19 protein-coding genes are annotated in these 17,165 nt (G+C 77.3%); 14 read left to right on the top strand and 5 right to left on the bottom strand.

Annotated elements, in window-relative coordinates; translation table 11 throughout:
* The first annotated feature begins 21 nt into the window (after positions 1 to 21).
* Positions 22 to 357 (top strand): VOC family protein, encoded by a 336-nt coding sequence (locus tag ACI79F_RS11660; protein ID WP_456544734.1) that lies wholly within the window; start codon positions 22 to 24, stop codon positions 355 to 357.
* Positions 358 to 367: 10 nt separating this feature from the next.
* Here the strand turns inward: ACI79F_RS11660 and ACI79F_RS11655 are convergent, their stop codons facing one another.
* Positions 368 to 1,078: a hypothetical protein gene (locus ACI79F_RS11655; RefSeq protein WP_456544735.1), complete on the bottom strand. Its 711-nt coding sequence runs from the start codon at positions 1,076 to 1,078 to the stop codon at positions 368 to 370.
* Between the two features lie 336 nt (positions 1,079 to 1,414).
* Entirely contained in the window at positions 1,415 to 2,806 is a 1,392-nt protein-coding gene (gene nhaA / locus ACI79F_RS11650; RefSeq protein WP_456544736.1) for a Na+/H+ antiporter NhaA, read from the bottom strand.
* Positions 2,807 to 2,937: 131 nt separating this feature from the next.
* On the opposite strand from nhaA, the gene murD reads away from it, so the two are divergent.
* The 11 genes from murD to ACI79F_RS11595 all read left to right on the top strand — a co-directional run bounded on the left by murD (position 2,938) and on the right by ACI79F_RS11595 (position 12,335).
* Positions 2,938 to 4,317 (top strand): UDP-N-acetylmuramoyl-L-alanine--D-glutamate ligase, encoded by a 1,380-nt coding sequence (murD, locus tag ACI79F_RS11645; RefSeq protein ID WP_456544737.1) that lies wholly within the window; start codon positions 2,938 to 2,940, stop codon positions 4,315 to 4,317.
* Positions 4,314 to 5,639 (top strand): hypothetical protein, encoded by a 1,326-nt coding sequence (locus tag ACI79F_RS11640; RefSeq protein WP_456544738.1) that lies wholly within the window; start codon positions 4,314 to 4,316, stop codon positions 5,637 to 5,639. Before murD ends, ACI79F_RS11640 begins: the two co-directional genes overlap by 4 nt.
* Before the next feature lie 4 nt (positions 5,640 to 5,643).
* Positions 5,644 to 6,519 (top strand): glutamate cyclase domain-containing protein, encoded by an 876-nt coding sequence (locus tag ACI79F_RS11635; protein WP_456578907.1) that lies wholly within the window; start codon positions 5,644 to 5,646, stop codon positions 6,517 to 6,519.
* Between the two features lie 10 nt (positions 6,520 to 6,529).
* Positions 6,530 to 6,988, top strand: a complete 459-nt coding sequence (locus ACI79F_RS11630; RefSeq protein WP_456544739.1) for a Fur family transcriptional regulator — start codon at positions 6,530 to 6,532, stop codon at positions 6,986 to 6,988.
* A gap of 4 nt (positions 6,989 to 6,992) precedes the next feature.
* Positions 6,993 to 8,102, top strand: coding sequence for a CAF17-like 4Fe-4S cluster assembly/insertion protein YgfZ (ygfZ, locus tag ACI79F_RS11625; RefSeq protein ID WP_456544740.1), 1,110 nt, complete (start codon positions 6,993 to 6,995; stop codon positions 8,100 to 8,102).
* 151 nt (positions 8,103 to 8,253) lie between these two features.
* On the top strand, positions 8,254 to 8,994 hold the full coding sequence (locus ACI79F_RS11620) for a 3-keto-5-aminohexanoate cleavage protein (protein ID WP_456544741.1): 741 nt from the start codon (positions 8,254 to 8,256) through the stop codon (positions 8,992 to 8,994).
* Complete coding sequence (locus ACI79F_RS11615) at positions 8,991 to 9,551, top strand: RsiG family protein (protein ID WP_456544742.1); 561 nt, start codon at positions 8,991 to 8,993, stop codon at positions 9,549 to 9,551. The genes ACI79F_RS11620 and ACI79F_RS11615 overlap by 4 nt, the downstream gene beginning before the upstream one ends.
* Before the next feature lie 76 nt (positions 9,552 to 9,627).
* Positions 9,628 to 10,602 (top strand): asparaginase, encoded by a 975-nt coding sequence (locus ACI79F_RS11610; protein WP_456544743.1) that lies wholly within the window; start codon positions 9,628 to 9,630, stop codon positions 10,600 to 10,602.
* A 100-nt stretch (positions 10,603 to 10,702) separates the two neighbouring features.
* Positions 10,703 to 11,194: a helix-turn-helix domain-containing protein gene (locus ACI79F_RS11605; protein ID WP_456544744.1), complete on the top strand. Its 492-nt coding sequence runs from the start codon at positions 10,703 to 10,705 to the stop codon at positions 11,192 to 11,194.
* Complete coding sequence (locus ACI79F_RS11600) at positions 11,191 to 11,937, top strand: hypothetical protein (protein WP_456544745.1); 747 nt, start codon at positions 11,191 to 11,193, stop codon at positions 11,935 to 11,937. The genes ACI79F_RS11605 and ACI79F_RS11600 overlap by 4 nt, the downstream gene beginning before the upstream one ends.
* Positions 11,938 to 12,047: 110 nt before the next feature.
* Positions 12,048 to 12,335 (top strand): DUF2516 family protein, encoded by a 288-nt coding sequence (locus ACI79F_RS11595; protein ID WP_456544746.1) that lies wholly within the window; start codon positions 12,048 to 12,050, stop codon positions 12,333 to 12,335.
* A 6-nt stretch (positions 12,336 to 12,341) separates the two neighbouring features.
* Here ACI79F_RS11595 and ACI79F_RS11590 read toward each other — a convergent pair whose 3' ends face one another.
* Genes ACI79F_RS11590 through ACI79F_RS11580 form a run of 3 tightly spaced genes read right to left on the bottom strand, consistent with a single transcriptional unit; the run spans position 12,342 to position 14,307 of the window.
* On the bottom strand, positions 12,342 to 12,542 hold the full coding sequence (locus tag ACI79F_RS11590; protein WP_456544747.1) for a PspC domain-containing protein: 201 nt from the start codon (positions 12,540 to 12,542) through the stop codon (positions 12,342 to 12,344).
* Positions 12,543 to 12,571: 29 nt separating this feature from the next.
* Positions 12,572 to 13,432 (bottom strand): spermidine synthase, encoded by an 861-nt coding sequence (locus tag ACI79F_RS11585; protein ID WP_456544748.1) that lies wholly within the window; start codon positions 13,430 to 13,432, stop codon positions 12,572 to 12,574.
* Complete coding sequence (locus tag ACI79F_RS11580; RefSeq protein ID WP_456544749.1) at positions 13,429 to 14,307, bottom strand: class I SAM-dependent methyltransferase; 879 nt, start codon at positions 14,305 to 14,307, stop codon at positions 13,429 to 13,431. Before ACI79F_RS11580 ends, ACI79F_RS11585 begins: the two co-directional genes overlap by 4 nt.
* A gap of 34 nt (positions 14,308 to 14,341) precedes the next feature.
* On the opposite strand from ACI79F_RS11580, the gene ACI79F_RS11575 reads away from it, so the two are divergent.
* Both ACI79F_RS11575 and ACI79F_RS11570 read left to right on the top strand, forming a co-directional pair.
* Positions 14,342 to 15,361 (top strand): UDP-N-acetylmuramate dehydrogenase, encoded by a 1,020-nt coding sequence (locus ACI79F_RS11575; RefSeq protein WP_456544750.1) that lies wholly within the window; start codon positions 14,342 to 14,344, stop codon positions 15,359 to 15,361.
* A gap of 905 nt (positions 15,362 to 16,266) precedes the next feature.
* A complete protein-coding gene (locus ACI79F_RS11570) occupies positions 16,267 to 17,103 on the top strand; it encodes a glycosyl hydrolase (RefSeq protein ID WP_456544751.1) in 837 nt (278 codons plus the stop codon).
* The last annotated feature ends 62 nt before the right edge of the window (positions 17,104 to 17,165 follow it).

Raw genomic sequence — 17,165 nt, 5'->3', positions numbered from 1 at the left:
GCCGCCGGCGGTCGTACCTGCATGACCTTCTCCTCGGTACTCGCCCAGTCCACCGTCTCCGACCTGGCCGCCGCCGAGCGCTGGTACACCCTGCTGTGGGACCGCGGCCCGGACGCCCGGCCGATGCCCGGCCTGCTCGAGTGGCACCTGCCGGGGTCCTCGGGGCTGCAGGTCTGGTCGGAGCCGGACCGGGCCGGCCGGTCCTCGGTGGTCCTGGCGACCGACGACCTCGAGGGCGTGGTCGCCCGCCTCCGTGCCGCGGGGGCCACGCAGGAGGGACCGCAGCCGGGCGGCGGCGGGCGGGTCCTCGTGCTGGCCGACCCCGACGGCAACCGGGTGGTGCTGGCCGACTCGTGAGCCGCGCGCGTCAGGTGCGCGGGGCCACCGGGTTGCGCGTGTCGGCGGCGTAGCCGACCGGGTCGTCGGGCCGGGCGGGGTGCACCTCCAGCCGGGAGGCGAGCAGCGCGTCGACCACCGCGGCCGGGCCCGCGACGTAGGTGCTCATCAGCTCGGGGTCGGTGGCGACCACCCAGGCGCGGTCGGCCGGCCACCACAGCGCCGGGCTCTGCTCCTGCGGCTCGGGCGCCACGTTGGCGGCGGCCAGCGCGATCGGCCCGGTCACCAGCAGCAGCTCGCACGAGGGCAGCACCAGGTGCGGGCCCTCGACGCCCTGCTCGTCGCAGACGCCGAAGAAGCAGCGGTCCGGCGTGGTGGTGGCGCCGGCGAGCACCGCGGCCAGCTCCGCGGCCACATGCGCGGGCAGGTGCCCCGGCGCGGGGGTGTCGTTCCAGACCCCGGGCTGGTCGTCCTCGCCCACGAAGTCCCAGGAGCCGGTGACGCCCGGCCACTGCATCAGGCGGTGCGCCGTCGTCCCGTTGTGGGCGGCGACGGCGTCCCAGCGGACGTCGACGTCGGTGTCGCCCTCGTACCGGACGGCGGGGTGCAGCACGCGCGCGTGGGCGGGCAGGTGCGCCGGCACGAGCGCGGCGACGGTGCCCCGGGGCGCGGCGCGGACGGCGTCCGCGAGCCACGCGGCGGGGGAGAGGTCGCTCTCGACGGGGCGCCCGGCCACCAGCACGGGACGCAACCTACCGCCGCACCGCCCCGGAGAACGGACAACCCCCGGGCTGCTCCGCGGCGCCCTGCCCTGGGGACCAGGGGGACTGCACGCGGGCCGACTGGACAAGTGTCGGCGGCCCGGGGGTCGGGTGACTGTCCGGTTCTCGCTCGCCGCCGTACGACGGACGGGCGATCATGCCGTCGTTCGGATTCCACTCCGAACGGGCGGCCCATCTGGACGGCGGCTAGCGGACAGCCACCTCACGAGTCCGATAAGCATGCAAGGTACGGACCACCTCCTCTCTCGTGTACCTCGACGGTACGACGCGTTCCGGGGGTCGGCAACGAGCTTTTGTCAGCCCTCGGCGGAACCGCCCGCCGTCCGTCCCGGCGGTGGGGTGTCGCCCCAGCGGGAGACGTGGTCGGCCCGGTCGTCCACCGTCTCGACCTGGTAGACGTCCGGGATCCCGTCGGCGTCGCGGTCGACCCGCTCCTCCTCGAAGATCCGCCGGTAGCGGCGGTTGCGCAGCCGCAGGAGCACAGCCGCCAGCGCGGCGGCCACCACGGTGCCGACGAGGATGCCCACCTTGGCGTGGTCGTACGTCGTCGAGCCGAGCCCGAACGCGAGCTCCGTGATCAGCAGCGAGACGGTGAAGCCCATGCCGCCGAGCAGCGCCAGCCCGACCACGTCCGGCCAGCCCAGGTCCTCGTCGAGCTGCGCTCGGGTGAAGCGGGCGACCAGCCAGGTCGCCGCCGTGATGCCGATGGCCTTGCCGGCCACGAGTCCCACGGCGATGCCGAGCGCCACGCTGTCGGTCGCGGAGTCGGCCAGGCCCGAGAGGCCGCCGAGCGTGACCCCGGCGGAGAAGAAGGCGAAGACCGGGACGGCGACGCCCGCCGACAGCGGCCGGATGCGGTGCTCGAAGTGCTCGGCCAGGCCCGGACCGGCGTCCGGGCCGCCGGCGGCGTCGCTGCGCACCACGGGCACCGTGAAGGCGAGCAGGACGCCGGCCACGGTGGCGTGCACCCCCGACTCGTGCATGAGCACCCACGTCACCGCGGCCAGGGGCAGCAGCAGCCACCAGGAGCGGACCCGCCGCTGCACCAGGAACCCGAACACGGCCAGCGGCACGAGCGAGAGCAGCAGCGGGGTCACCGCGAGCTCCGCGGTGTAGAAGACCGCGATCACCATGATCGCCAGGAGGTCGTCGACGACGGCCAGCGTCAGCAGGAACGTGCGCAGCGCGCTGGGCAGGTGGGTGCTGATCACCGCGAGCACCGCGAGGGCGAACGCGATGTCGGTCGCCGAGGGGATGGCCCAGCCCTGCAGCGCGCCGTCGTCCCGGCCCAGGTTGAACAGCACGAAGATCAGCGCCGGTACCGCCATGCCGCCCACCGCCGCCGCGATCGGCAGCGCCGCCCGGCGGGGATCGCGGAGGTCGCCGGCGACGAACTCGCGCTTGAGCTCGAGGCCGGCCACGAAGAAGAAGATCGCGAGCAGCCCGTCGGCGGCCCAGGTGCCCAGCGTCAGGTCCAGGTGCAGCGACTCCGGGCCGACGCGGGTGTCGCGCAGCGTCTCGTAGGCCGCCGACCAGGGCGAGTTCGCCCAGACGAGGGCCACCAGCGCGGCGACCAGCAGGAGGATCCCGCCGACGGTCTCCTTGCGGAGCACGCCGGCGATGCGGCTGGCCTCGGTCCACGAACCGCGGGAGAGGACGGGCGGGACTCCGGATGCGGTGCTCGGCACGGGGCGGCTCCAGGGGGTGGGGTCGGGTCAGGCACCGCCGACCAGACTTCCCGGCACACCACCGCCGACCCTACCGGTGGGCGCCCGCGGCTGCCGGTCGGCGCGGCCGCCGGTCCGTAGAGTGGGCAGGCGTGGAACCCGCCCCCGCAGCACCTCCGCGGGAGCGCTCCGTCCGGCTCGAGGAGCTGGCCGGCGTCCGCGTCGGCGTCTGGGGCCACGGGCGGGAGGGGCACGCCGCCGTCCGGGCGGCGCTGGCCGCGGGGGCCGCGGCCGTGCACGTCGTCGACGCCCGCCCGGTCGACCCGGGGACGCTGCCGCCGGGCGTCACCGCGTCCGGTGACGTCGCCGACCTCGCCGGCTGCGACGTCGTCCTCCGCTCGCCGGGGATCAGCCCGTACCGGCCCGAGGCGCGCGACCTCGCCGACCGGACCTGCGTCACCACCGGCACCGGCGTGGCGCTGGCCGAGTTCGCCCGCCGCGCCGTCCCGACCCTCTGCGTGACCGGGACCAAGGGCAAGAGCACCACCAGCGCCCTGGCCGCGGCCGCGCTGCAGGCCGCGGGCCGGCCCGCCGTGCACGCCGGCAACATCGGCACGCCGCTGCTCGACGTCCTCCTGGACGGGACGGCGGGCGGCGCCACCCTCGTCGTCGAGATCTCCAGCTACCAGGCCGCCGCGGTGCCCGACTTCGCCGGCCTCGGCGCGGTCACCTCGCTGGCGCCGGAGCACCTGGACTGGCACGGCGACGTGGCCACCTACTACCGGGACAAGCTGCGGGTCTTCTCCGCCTGCCCGCCGCGGTCGGTGGTCATCTCCCCGCAGGCCCGCCCGCTCGCGCAGCGGTACCTGGACCCCGCGCAGCTCGTCGACCCGGCCGAGCTGGTGCCCGGCGCGCTCGACGCCGCCCTGCGCCCCGAGCACCTGCTCGGCGAGCACAACCGCGGCAACGCACGGGTGGCGCTGGCCGCGTGCGCGCTGCTCGGCCTCGACCTCGCCGCGCACGCCGCCGAGGTCGCCGCCGCCGTCGGCGCCTTCCGCGCGCTGCCGCACCGGCTCTCGCCCGTCGCCCGCCTCGGCGAGGTCACCTTCGTCGACGACACGCTGAGCACCACGCCGGTCTCTGTGCTCGCCGCCCTGGACGCGCTCGCCCCTCGGCCGGTCACGCTCATCGCCGGCGGGCAGGACCGCGGCCTGGACTACACCGGCCTGGCCGAGGCGTTGGGAACCCGTGCCGGCACCGTCACCCTGGTGACGGTGCCCGACACCGGTGCCCGGCTGGCCGCCGACGTCCGCCGGGCCGCCGGCGGCGCGGTGGTCGCCGTGCACGAGACGGCGTCCCTGGAGGACGCCGTCGCCACGGCGGTCGGGACGGCGGTGCCCGGCGGCGTCGTCCTGCTCTCGCCCGGCGCCCCCAGCTACAACCGCTTCCGCAACTACGAGGAGCTGGCCGCGCGGTTCACCGAGCTCGTGCTCGCCGCCGGCGCGACCGCCCTCCCAGGAGCCGCCCGATGACCGACCCCACCGCGCCCTTCGAGATCACCGACCGCTCGCTGGACCTCGCCACCGGCGAGGCCGCGTTCACCTACCGGCTCGGCGACGACGAGTTCACCGAGCGGCTGACCCTGGACCCGGCGGCGCTGCCCGACACCGCCCCCGGGCAGCTGGACGCCGCGCTCGACCTCGTGCACCTGGTGATGGGCACCAGCTACTACAAGCTGCGCGCCCCCGGCCGGGTCGTCGTCCGGCGGCCGCTGACCAAGGCGCAGTTCGCCGTCGCCGAGGCCGCCTACGGCGCCGGGCTCGGCGAGTTCGCGGCGGTCAACCGGCTGCCGCTGCCGCACACGGTCGCGTGGGACGTCGAGGTCCGCGACGCGGCGACCCCCGCCCCCGCCGCCGGTGGCCGGGGCGCGCTGCTGCCCGTCGGCGGCGGCAAGGACTCCGCGCTCGCGCTCGTCGTCATCCCCGACGGGACGGCGCTCGCGGTCAACCCGACCGACGCCCAGCGCGAGGTGGCCCGCGCGGCGGGCGCCCCGCTGCTCGGCGTCCGGCGCCGGCTGGACCCGCTGATGATCCAGCGCACGAAGGAGGGCGGGCTCAACGGCCACGTCCCGGTGACCGCGATCAACTCGGCGATCTCGACGCTGGTCGCCGTCCTCGGCGGCCACGACCCGGTCGTGTTCGCCAACGAGCGCTCCGCCGACGAGGAGACGATGTCGATCGGCGGGGTGCCGGTGAACCACCAGTACTCGAAGTCCTACGAGTTCGAGCGGCTGTTCGCCGCCGCGGCGGCCGAGGTCGGCGTCACCTACTTCAGCCTCACCCGGCAGCTGTCCGAGCTCGCCACGGTCGCCGCGGTCGCCGGCCTGCCGCTGCGCGAGCACATCCTGTCCTGCAACCGCTCCTACACCCAGCGGCACATGGGCGGCGAGGCGACGCAGCGCTGGTGCCTGCACTGCGACAAGTGCCTGTTCACCTACCTGATGTTCGCCGTGTTCCTCACCCCGGCCGAGGCCGAGCGGATGTTCGGCGGCAACCCGCTGGCCGACCCCTCCCTGGTCGACGGCTTCCGCGTGCTGTGGGCGACCGACAAGCCGTTCGACTGCGTCGGCGAGCGGGCCGAGAGCGCCGCGGCGCTGGCGCACCTGGCCGGCACCGGCGCGTGGGGCGACCAGCCCGTGGTGCGCGCGCTGGCCGAGGAGGCGGCCGCCTTCGCCGCCGCCACCGGCTCGACCGTCGAGGGCCTCCTGCCCCCGCGCGGGGAGCACGCCGTCCCCGAGCGGTACCTGACCGTCCTGCAGCAGGTCCTGGCCGCCGCCCGCGCCCCCGTCGGGTAGCGCCCTGGACCCGATCGAGCGGGCGCTGCTGCGGCCGGGCGCGCGCGACGTCGCGGCGCTGGGCGCCGCCGTCCCCGGCCAGCTGGGCCGGCTGGCGGCCACCCTCGCCGGGGCGGCGGCCGCCGGACGGCGGGTCGCGCTGGTCACCGGCGTGCACATCGCCTGGGCGCCGCGGCCGGCCGCGGAGACCGACGGGCCGGTGGGCGCGGCGGTCCTCGCCCGCGCGCTGGCGCTGCTCGGCGGCGAGCCGGTCGTGCTCACCGACGACTGGTGCGCGGCGGTGGTCGACGCGTGCCTGGCCGCGGCCGGGTGCCGGCCGGCGGTCGTGCTGCCGGGCTCGGCCGGCGAGGACGAGGTCCGCGCCGCCGTGACCGCGCTCGACCCGGCCGCGCTGGTCGCCGTCGAGCGGCTGGGCCCCAACCGGCACGGCCGGGTGCTCACCATGCGCGCGGTCGACATCACCGCCTCGACCGCGCCGCTGCACGCCGCCTTCGGCCTGCCCGGCCTGCCCACCGGCGCGATCGGGGACGGCGGCAACGAGATCGGCATGGGCAACGTGCCGCTGGACGTGGTGGCCGCCGCCGTCGCGCACGGGCCCGAGATCGCCTGCCGCACCCCGGTGGACGCCCTCGTCGTGGCCGGCACGTCCAACTGGGGGTGCTACGGCCTGGCCGCCGCGCTGGCCCGGGCGGTGCCGGCCCGGGCCGCCGGGCTGACCGCGCTGCTGGACCCCGCGCTGGACGCCGCGCTGCTGGAGGCGGCCACGGCGGCCGGCGGCATCGACGGCGTCACCGGCCGGCCGGGGCTCTCCGTGGACGGTGTCCCGGTCGCGGGCTACGCCGGCCTGTTCGCCGACCTCGTCGCCCTCGCCGCGGCCTAGGCTCGTCACCGTGGACGGACCCCCTGCCCCCGAGGCGCCGCTGGCCGAGCGCCTGCGCGCCCGCGGCATGCGGCTGACCACCCAGCGCAAGCAGGTGCTGGCGGCCGTCGCCGCCCTCTCGCACGCCACGCCGGAGGCCATCGGCGCCCGGCTGCGCGAGGAGGCCGGGCCGGGGGGCGCCGCGCCGGACACCTCCACCGTCTACCGCAACCTCGAGGTGCTCGAGCGGCTCGGCCTCGTCTGGCACACCCACCTGGGCAAGGGCGCGCCGGTCTACCACGCCTTCGAGCACCCGCACCTGCACGTCGTCTGCCAGTCCTGCGGGCAGATCGACTCGGCCGACCCGCACCTGCTCGACGCCGCCGCGGAACGTCTGGCCGCCGACCTGGGTTTCACGTTGGACATCGGCCACGTCGCCCTCTCCGGGACGTGCCGGTCGTGCCGTGCGAACCCGAAGGACGAGGACTGACCCCGTGAGCGCATCCCCCCTGCTGTCCCGGCCCGGTGCCGTCGCCGTCGAGGCCGGCACGGTCGCCGCGCACCTCGGCGACCCCCTGCGCGAGCAGCGGCTGCTCGCCGAGGGCGCCGGCCTGGTCGACCGCAGCGACCGGGACGTCCTCACCGTCAGCGGCCCGGACCGGCTGACCTGGCTGCACAGCCTGCTGAGCCAGCACCTGGAGCAGCTGGCCGACCGCACCGGCACGGAGGCGCTGGTCCTCTCCCCGAACGGGCACGTCGAGCACCACCTCGCCCTCGCCGAGCTCGACGGCGTCGTGTGGGCCGACGTCGAGCCCGGCACCGGGGAGGCGCTGCAGACCTTCCTGGCCCGGATGGTCTTCATGCTCCGCGTCGAGCCCGTCCTGGTGACCGCCGACCGGGCCGTGCTGACCCTCGCCGGGCCGCGCGGGGACGCCGTCCTCGCCGCGGCCGGGCTGCCGGTGCCGGCTGCGGCGTACGCCGTCGAGCCGCTGCCCGGCGGCGGCCTCGCCCGCCGGATGCCGCCCATCGGGGACGGCGCCCCGGTCGTCGACCTGCTGGTCCCGCGGCCGGCCCTCGACGCCACCGCCGAGGCGCTGCTCGCCGCCGGCGCCGGCCTCGCCGGGCTCGACGCGTACGAGGCGCTGCGGGTGGAGGCCCGCCGGCCCCGGCTCGGCGTGGACACCGACCACCGCACCATCCCCAACGAGCTGGAGTGGCTGCGCACCGCCGTCCACCTGCAGAAGGGCTGCTACCGGGGCCAGGAGACCGTCGCCCGGGTGCACAACCTCGGCCGGCCGCCGCGGCGGCTGGTCCTGCTGCACCTCGACGGCGTGAGCGAGGACCTGCCCGCGCCCGGCACGCCGGTGCAGCTGGGCGCCCGGGAGGTCGGCCGCACCGGCACGGTCGTGCGGCACCACGAGCTCGGCGTCGTCGCCCTCGCCCTGGTCAAGCAGTCGGTGGCCGCGGACGCCGAGCTAACCGTCGGCGGCTCCCGCGCCGCGATCGACCCGGACGACGCCCCGGCGGCGCTCGACGCGGAGCAGTCCGCGGCCCGGGAGCGGGTGCGGGCGGTCCGGTCTGCGACCATTCCGTCCCGAGGGTGACGCGCGAGTGGGCATCGCAGCGAGATGCCCGGGAGCCGACAGGGAGTGGGCATCGCAGCGAGCGCCGGCGAGCGCGGAGCGGAGCGACCGCGGAGGCGACCGGTGTGATGGAGTGAGGAGCGGAGCGAGTGCGGAACCGAGCGGTGCGATCGTGACCTCGGGGACCCTCGTGACCCTGGCCCCGGCCCCGGCCGCGCCGGACGAGCTGGCCACCACCGCGCGGGACTGCCAGGCCGTGGGCGCGGCCGTGGTGGCCCTGCCGCCGCTGCCGCCCGGCGCGGCCCGCGAGACCGTGGCGGCGCTGCGCGAGGAGACCGACCTGCTGGTGCAGGCCGCGGACCCGGCGCTGGAGCCCGACCTGCTCACGGTGCCGCTGGGCGCCCCCGAGCCGCTGCCGGCCGGGTGGCCGGCCGGTGCCGCGCCGGTCCTCGAGGTCAGCGCGCCGGCGCACCTCGACGTCCTCGCCCGGCTGCTGGACCGCCACGGGCCGCCGGCCGCCGGGCCGGTGCACGTCGCGCTCGTGCTCGGCGCCCTCGGCGGGCTGCCCGGCACGCTGGCCGCGGTCGCCGCCTGCCTGGAGCGGCTGCCGGCCGGTGCGCTGTGGACCGCCACCGGGCGCGGCGCCGCCGCCCTCCCGGTGCTGCTGGCCGCGCTGTCGGCCGGCGGCCACGTCCGGAGCGGCACCGCCGACGCCGCGGTCGAGCCGGGGGAGACCGGCGACCCCGCCCGCCTCGACCTGCAGCTGGTGGCCCGGGCCGGCGGGCTGGCCCGCATCGCCCAGCGCCCGCCGGTGCCGGCCGCCGCCGCCCGCGCCCTGCTCCTCGGCCCGCCCGCCGGGCTGGTCGCGCCCCGCCCCGCCCCCCACCCGACGACGTCCGTGGAGATCCGATGACCACCCAGCCCACGCCCGCCGGTGGCGCCGCCGTCGACGCGCTGCTCGACCCCGGCTTCGTCGAGTCCGCCGTCGGCAGCTCGATGGCCGAGGTCCGGCGGCTGCGACGGCAGGCGGAGCAGGAGGAGGTCAACCTCTCCTACACCCGGCGGCTGCTGCAGGGCCGGCTGGACATCGTGCGCCGCGAGCTGCAGCGCCGCGCCGAGCACGACGGCCGCTCCCTGGTCGACCTGCTGCCGGAGATCCTCGCCGAGAAGGGTCGCGGCCCCGCGCACGGCCTCGGCCGGCACCAGACGGTGCAGCCGGCGGCGCCGGAGGAGTACGAGACCTGGGTCAACGCGCTGACCCCCGGCGTCGACCTGCTCGCGATCTCCGAGCTGCCCGACGCCGACCTCGAGTCCGCCGCCCGCGCCCTCGCGACGGCCGAGGGTTCGCTGTCGGAGCGCCGGCGCGGCGTCCAGCAGGTGATGGACGCCCTCGCCGGCGAGCTCGCCCGCCGCTACCGCAACGGCGAGGCCGACGTCGCCGCGCTGCTGGCCGACGAGGCCCGCCATTGATGGAGGACCACCCTGCCCCCCCGCCGCTCGCAGGCTCGCGGCGGGTCCCTGCAGGGCGGCCGGTAGGGCCATCGGGATGAGTTCTCCCTCCTGGCCCGACGCGCCGGTCCTGGTCGAGGTCTGGCGGTCGGGGTTCCTCGAGTCGGTGCACCGCGGGGCGCTCGTCGTCCTCTCCGCCGACGGCGTGGTGCTCTCCGCCGCCGGGGACGTCGACCGGCCGGTGCTGCCGCGCTCGTCGAACAAGCCCGTGCAGGCCACGACCTACCTGGACGCCGGCTGGGCCCCCGCCTCGGCCGCGGAGCTGGCGATCGCCGCCGGCTCGCACTCCGGCGAGGACGGCCACCGCGAGCTCGCCGCGGGGATCCTCGCCGCGGCCGGCCTGGACGAGACCGACCTCGGCTGCCCGGCCGCCCTGCCCTCGCACGAGGAGACCCGGGCGGGCTGGCTCGCCGCCGGCCGCGCCCCCGAGCGGCTGGCCATGAACTGCTCGGGCAAGCACGCGGCGATGCTCGCCGCCTGCGTCGCCGCCGGCTGGCCGACGAAGGGCTACCTGGACCGCGACCACCCGCTGCAGCAGGCGATCGAGGCGCGGCTCGGCGAGGCCGCGGGCGAGCCGGTGACGGCGGTCGTCGTCGACGGGTGCGGCGCCCCGCAGCACGCCCTGTCGCTCACCGGGCTGGCGCGCGGCGTGCTGTCGCTGACGCAGGCGCCGCAGGGCAGCGCGGGCCGGCGGGTCGCCGACGCGATGCGGGCCGAGCCCTGGTACGTCGCCGGCACCGGCCGCGAGGACACCGGCCTGATGACCGCCGTCCCGGGGCTGCTGGTCAAGGGCGGGGCCGACGGCGTGCACGTGGCCGCGCTGCCCGGCCGCGGGGCGGTCGCGCTCAAGCTCGACGACGGCGGCGACCGCGGGCGGGCCCCCGCGCTCGCGGCCGGCCTGCGCCGGCTCGGCGTCCCGGCCGAGCCGCTGGCGCCGTGGGTGCTGACCCCGGTGACCGGCGGGGACGGCGTCGTCGGCGAGGTCCGCGCGGCGGCGCTCCTCGGCGACTGAGCCCCGGAGTGGAGTCGAACGGCGGACTGTGAGGAGCCTCACCCGCGGGTGCTAGCTGTAGCGCTTGCAGCAGCTAGCACCCGCGGTTAGCGTCGGAGACGTGCAGACACCCGGCGAGTTCGTCCGCGAGCAGGTGACCACCGTCCGCGAGAAGGTGGACCAGCTCGCGGGCAGCGTCGCCGGCACCGTCGCCGCCGGCAAGGAGGAGGTCTCGGCCACCCGCTCGCAGGTCGGCGACTTCATCCGGGAGCAGCGCAACGCCGCCCGGGTGTCCCTGCGGGAGCTCGCCCGCACCGCCGGGGTGAGCAACCCCTACCTGTCGCAGGTCGAACGGGGCCTGCGCAAGCCGTCGGCAGAGATCCTCGCGTCCATCGCCAAGGGGCTGCGGATCTCGGCCGAGACGCTGTACGAGCAGGCCGGGATCCTCGACCGCCGGTCGGGCAACCCGGACACGATCGCGGCCATCCGCGGCGACGAGGCACTCTCCGAGCGGCACCGGGCGGTCCTCGTCGAGCTGTACGAGACCTACGTGCGCGAGCACGCCGCCGGTCAGAAGACCCCCACCCCCGACAACTCGAAGGAGTCGGCATGACCCCCACCGAGACCCTGAAGACCTACGGCGAGCAGATCGCCGAGCGCGGCCGCACCCCGGTCCTGGCGCTCGTCGGCGCCGGTGACCTGGCCGTCGAGCGCGCCCGCGCCGTCGTCGGCTCGCTCGTCTCCCGCGCCGAGGCCCTGCCCGGCGAGGCCCAGGTGCAGGCCGACCTGGCCGCCAAGGAGGCCCGCAGCCGCGTCGAGGAGGCCGCCGGCCGCGCCCGCGGCGTCGTGCAGACCGCCCGCACCACCGCCGTCCAGTTCGCGAAGGTCGTCGAGCCCGAGACCGTGCGCGCCACCGTCGCCGGGCTGGTCGAGACCGCCCGCACCCAGGCCGCCGGCACGCTGGAGACCCTGGCCGAGCGCGGCGCCGGCGTGATCGACGAGCTGCGTCGCCAGCCGGCGTTCCGCAAGGTCGTCGCCCGCGCCGAGCGTGCCGTCGACGCCGTCGAGGACACCCTCGAGGACGTCCTCGAGGAGGGCGCCGAGACCGTCGCCGAGGCGTCGGACAAGGTCACCTCGGTCGCGCAGAAGACCGCCGCGAAGGCCACCAAGGCCGCCGCCAAGGCCGAGACCGCCGTGGACGAGGCCGCCGAGTCGGCCAAGGCCGGCCTGGAGACCGCCGAGCAGCCCGCCGCCAAGCCGGCGCGCAAGCGGACCACCCCGGCCCGCGGGAAGGCCGCCGGCACCACCTCGGCGCGCGTGACCCGCTCGGCGAAGGCCGCCAAGAGCACCGACTGACCGTCGGACCCGACCAGGGCCCCGGAGCTGCCACCGCGCTCCGGGGCCCTGTCGCGTCCCGGGCCGCGTGACCAGCCGGGGGAGCGCCTCCGCGCGGGTACCCTCCCGGCATGGAGTTCGACGGGCTCGTGTACGCCGTCCTGTACTACGGGACGCTCGCGGTCGCCCTCTGGGCGTTCGTCGACGCCCTCACGCGGCCCGCGACGGCCTACGTCGCGGCGGGCAAGCTGACCAAGCCGGGCTGGCTGGGCATCACCGGCGCGGCCGCGGTCGTGCTCTACCTCTTCACGCCGATGAGCTTCCTCGGGCTGCCGGCCGTGATCGCCGCCGTCGTCTACCTCGTCGACGTCCGCCCCGCCGTGCGCGGGCTGCGCCGGGGCAACAGCGGCGGCTGGTGACCGCGGTCAGTACCCGCGGTCCGCGGGGATGACGGCCCACAGCACGAGGTAGGCCAGGATCTGCGGGCCGGGGAGCACGCAGGAGAGCACGAACGCCAGCCGCAGGCCGCCGGTGGACAACCCGTAGCGGCGGGCGATGCCGGAGCAGACGCCGCCGAGCCGCTTGTCGCGGAGGTCGCGGCGGAGCCGGGGCGCGGGGGTCGTCATGGCCCGACCGTAGGCCGTCCGCCCCGCCGTCACCGGTTGAAGACCCCCGGCGGCGGCTCGGGGGAGGGGACGGCGTCGGCATCAGCCACCGGCCGGGCGTCCCCGGCGAAGCGGTCGAGGTCGGCGCCGTCGACCACCCGCGAGGGCATCGGGTCCCCGGCGCAGCGCCGGGTGAGCGCCGCGACCGGCAGCGCCGCGTCCGACGCCACCGCCACCAGGTTGCCGAACCGGCGGCCGCGGAAGGTGCCGGGCTCGGCGACCAGGCAGACGGAGCCGAACACCGCCCGCAGGGTCGCGACCTGGCCGCGGGCGAAGCGCAGCGGCGGGCCGTCGGCCACGTTGGCCGCGTAGACCCCGCCCGGCCGCAGCACCCGCCGCACCTCGGCGGCGAACTCGACGGTGGTCAGGTGCGCCGGCGTGCGCGCCCCGGCGAACACGTCGCACAGGACGACGTCGGCGCTCGCGGTGTGCGCCGCGGCCAGCCCGGCGCGGGCGTCGGCGCCGCGCACCCGGACCCGGGCGCCGCGGGGCAGCGGCAGGTGCGCGCGCACCAGCTCGGTGAGCGGCTCGTCGTACTCCACCACCCGCTGCCGCGAGCCGGGCCGGGTGACCGCGACGTACCGGGCCAGCGTGAGCGCCCCGCCACCCAGGTGCAGGACGTCCAGCGGCGCGTCCTCCGCGGCGGCCAGGTCGACCACGTGGCCCATCCGCCGGACGTACTCGAACTCCAGGTGGGTGGGGTCGGCGAGGTCGACGTGCGACTGCGGGGTGTCGTCGACCAGCAGCACCCAGGCGCCGTCCCGGTCGGCGTCCCCGAGCAGCTCGGCGATGCCGCCGGCGACCGGCACCCGGCCCGGCGGCGGGGGCGGCTCGGGCGCGCGGCGGCTCACGCGGCCGGCCCCGGCGGCGCCACGGCCGACCAGCGCACCGTCAGCTCGCCGTCCCGCCAGCGCCGGCGCGACCCGACCAGCGGCCAGCCGGAGTCGGCCAGCGCCTGCGCGGCCGCGGCCCAGCGCTGCCGGGGGCCGAAGGCCGACATCCCGGCCGCGACGGCCCACGCGGCGTCGAACGCGCGCAGGAACTCGTGCACCGGCTGCCCGGGCACGTTGTGGTGGATCAGCGCCTTGGGCAGCCGCTCGGCGAGGTCCGAGGGGCGCTCGAGGTCGCCGACCCGCGCGGCCAGCGTCAGGGTGAGCGGGCCGTCGGCGTCGAGCGCGACCCACGCCGCGCGCCGTCCCCACTCGTCGCAGGTGCCCTCGACCAGCAGGCCGCCCGGCGCCAGCGCCGCGCGCACGGTCTCCCAGGCGCGGGCGGCGGACTCCTCCTCGTACTGGCGCAGCACGTTGAACGCGCGCACCAGCACCGGGCGCAGCCCGGCCAGCTCGAACCCGCCCAGCCGGAAGTCCAGGCGCGGCGGGTCCCGGTCCGCGGCCACCGCGGCGACCCGCTCGGGGTCGATCTCCAGGCCGACGACCTCCAGCCCGGGCACGTGCGGCGCCAGCCGGTCGGCCAGCTCCACCGTGGTCACCGCGGAGGCGCCGTAGCCGAGGTCCACGACGAGGGGGTGGGCGGCGTCGCGCAGCCGCGGCAGCTGGGTGGCCACCAGCCAGCGGTCGACCCGCCGCAGCCGGTTGGCGTTCGTCGTGCCGCGGGTCGGCAGTCCCAGCGCGCGGGCCCGGCCGGCGGCCAGCCGCGGCCTGGCCTTCCGCGGGGTGTTCGGGAGGACGGCGCGCTGCTTGTGGTCGCCGCCGCTCGCCTCGCTCACCGGTCCCGAGGGTAGTCGCGGTTAGCGTGGGCCCGTGCAGGTCCGCTCCGACGTCCCCCTCGCCACACTCACCACCCTCGGGGTCGGCGGGCCGGCCGCCCGGCTGGTGGAGGTCGCCGACGCCGCCGAGCTGGTCGCCGCGGTGCGCGACGCCGACGACGCGGGCCGGCCGCTGCTGCTGCTCGGCGGCGGCTCCAACGTCGTCGCGCCGGACGAGGGATGGCCCGGCGACGTCGTCCTGGTGCGGTCCCGCGGGGTGCAGCGGCGGTCCGTGGAGGGCGGCACGGAGCTGGTCGTGCAGGCCGGCGAGCCGTGGGAGGACCTGGTCGCGCGCACCGTGGCCGAGGGCCTCGCCGGTGTCGAGGCGCTGGCCGGCATCCCCGGCTCGACCGGCGCGACGCCGGTGCAGAACGTCGGCGCCTACGGGCAGGAGGTCGCCCAGGTCGTGACCACGGTGCGGGTGTGGGACCGCGCCGAGCGCACCGAGCGGACGCTCACCAACGCCGAGTGCGGGTTCGCCTACCGCGACAGCCGGCTCAAGCGCGAGCCCGGCCGGTTCGTCGTCCTCACCGTCGGGTTCGCGCTCGAGGAGTCCGCGGTCTCGCGCCCTGTCGGCTACGCCGAGCTGGCCCGCGCGCTGGGCGTCGACCTGGGCGAGCGCGCGCCGCTGGCCGCCGTCCGGGAGGCCGTGCTCGGCCTGCGCCGCGGCAAGGGGATGGTCTGGGACCCGGCCGACCCCGACACCCGCAGCGCCGGCTCCTTCTTCACCAACCCGGTCGTGCCGGCCGAACGCGCCGTCGCGGGCTGCCCGAGCTGGCCGGCCGGCGACGGGCGGGTCAAGCTCAGCGCCGCCTGGCTGGTGCAGTCGGCCGGCTACGGGCGGGGCACGCGGCGCGGTCGGGTGGGCACCTCGCCCCGGCACAGCCTCGCGCTGACCACCGAGCCCGGCGCGACCGCGGCCGAGCTGCTCGCGTTCGCCGAGGAGGTCGTCGCCGCGGTGGAGGCGCGCTTCGGCGTCCGGCTCGAGCGCGAACCGACCGCCGTCCGCCCGTAGGGCCCCCCGGGCGGGGGCCCCAGCTTCGGGGAATTCGTCTGGCGGCCTCGTCCGGGGACAGTGGTCGCATGGCCGGGGATCCGCGCACGCCAGGACATCTGCGGCGACAGGTCACGAGCTGGAGTCGGGGCGCGGCCCTGGTCCTGGCCGTGGCCGCCGTGACGACGACCGCGCAGGCGCACGGTGCCGGACAGCCCGAGACGGGGACGGCGCAGGCCGGTCAGGAACTCGTGCCGCGGCACGACACGAGCCGGACCGGGCGCCTGGACGCCGTCGGGACCGTGGGCGGCACCCAGGACCCGACCGGGTCGACGACCGGGTACGGCGCGGACCGGGAGGCCGCCGACCCGGTGCACGACGCCGCGTCAGGATCGACCCGGTCCGAGGTGACGAGCGGATCGGGGACCGCCACCGGACGGACCGCCGGTGAGAGTCAGGACGCGACCCCGCACTACTACGACCCGGCCGCCGCGGCTGCGCCTGCCGGATGCGGCATCGACTGGGCGTGGATCGACACCCTCGACGACGCGCCCGACCCCGGGCCCATGCCGGTTCCGCCGGTCGACCCGGGTCCGCCGGCAACGTCCCCCGGTCCGAGCCCGGCGCCCCCCGCGCAGCCCCCCGCGACGACGCCCCCCGCGACGACGCCGCCCGTGACGACGCCGCCGGTCGGCACGCCGCCGGCCGCGCCGCCTCCGCTTCCGACGCCGCCCCCGACGCCGCCCCCGGCCGACACCCCGTCCGCACCGGCCGAGGGGCCGGGGGCGTCGGAGGAGGAGCCAGGGGTCGGCACGGCGCCCGGGCCGGCGTCCCCCGCAGGTCCGCCCGTTCCGTCGCCCGGCACCGGTCCGGGGACCACGCCGGCCGACGGCGACTGGTTGTCGGGTGCCTCGGGACCCGGTGTCGTGGAGGGGGCGTTCGGGTCCTGGCGCGGCAGCGAGGTGGAGATCGCCGGCAGCTGGTCGGACGACAACGAGGCGATGGTGCACCACTGGCAGCTGCAGCCGGGCGCGGAGTTCTCCTCCTGGCAGCGCCCGATGGACATCGCCATCGGCGCGATCGGCCCGGGAGAGACCTGGCCGGCTGCCGCGCAGGGCGCCTACGACGCCCGCTGGCGGCAGTCGCTGACCACGCTGCGGGACCTCTGGGGCGACCGGCCGGCGACGTTGTACATCCGCTTCGCCCACGAGAGCAACGGCAACTGGTACCCGTGGTCGGTCGACGCCGGGGAGGTGAGCGCCTTCCGCGCCGCCTGGATCCGCTTCCGGGCGCTGCAGCAGGAGATCTTCCCGGAGAGCGAGCTGGTGTTCAGCGTCAACCGGGAGTCCGTCGGCAGCGGCTTCGACTGGCGGCAGAGCTTCCCCGGCAGTCAGTACGTCGACGTGATGAGCGTCGACTACTACAACCAGTGGCCTGCGGTCAGCAGCGACGCCGAGTGGATCGCGTCGCTCGGCGCCACCGACCAGTACGGCGCGCCCAAGGGGCTGCAGGCGCACCTGGACTTCGCCCGCAGCGTCGGCCTGCCGCTGGCCGTCTCCGAGTGGTCGGGCAACGCCGGGCAGGGAGACAACCCCGCGTTCATGCGCAACATGCACGCCTACCTCACCGCGCACGGCGGCAGCGGAGCCGGTCAGATCCTCTACGAGATCCTGTTCGACGTCCCCGGCTACGGCGGCGACTTCCTCCTCATGGGCGACACCAGGCAGCCCGCCACAGCCGCCGCCTACCGCGACCTGTTCTGACCCGGCGCGACCGCCGTCCACCCGTGGTGGAGTCGCTCGAGCGCGGGAACCGCGCTCGAGCG

It is taken from the genome of Blastococcus sp. SYSU D00868 (assembly GCF_054050575.1).
Note: the sequence above shows the minus strand (reverse complement) of the source record. Positions and strands in the feature narration are given on the sequence as shown.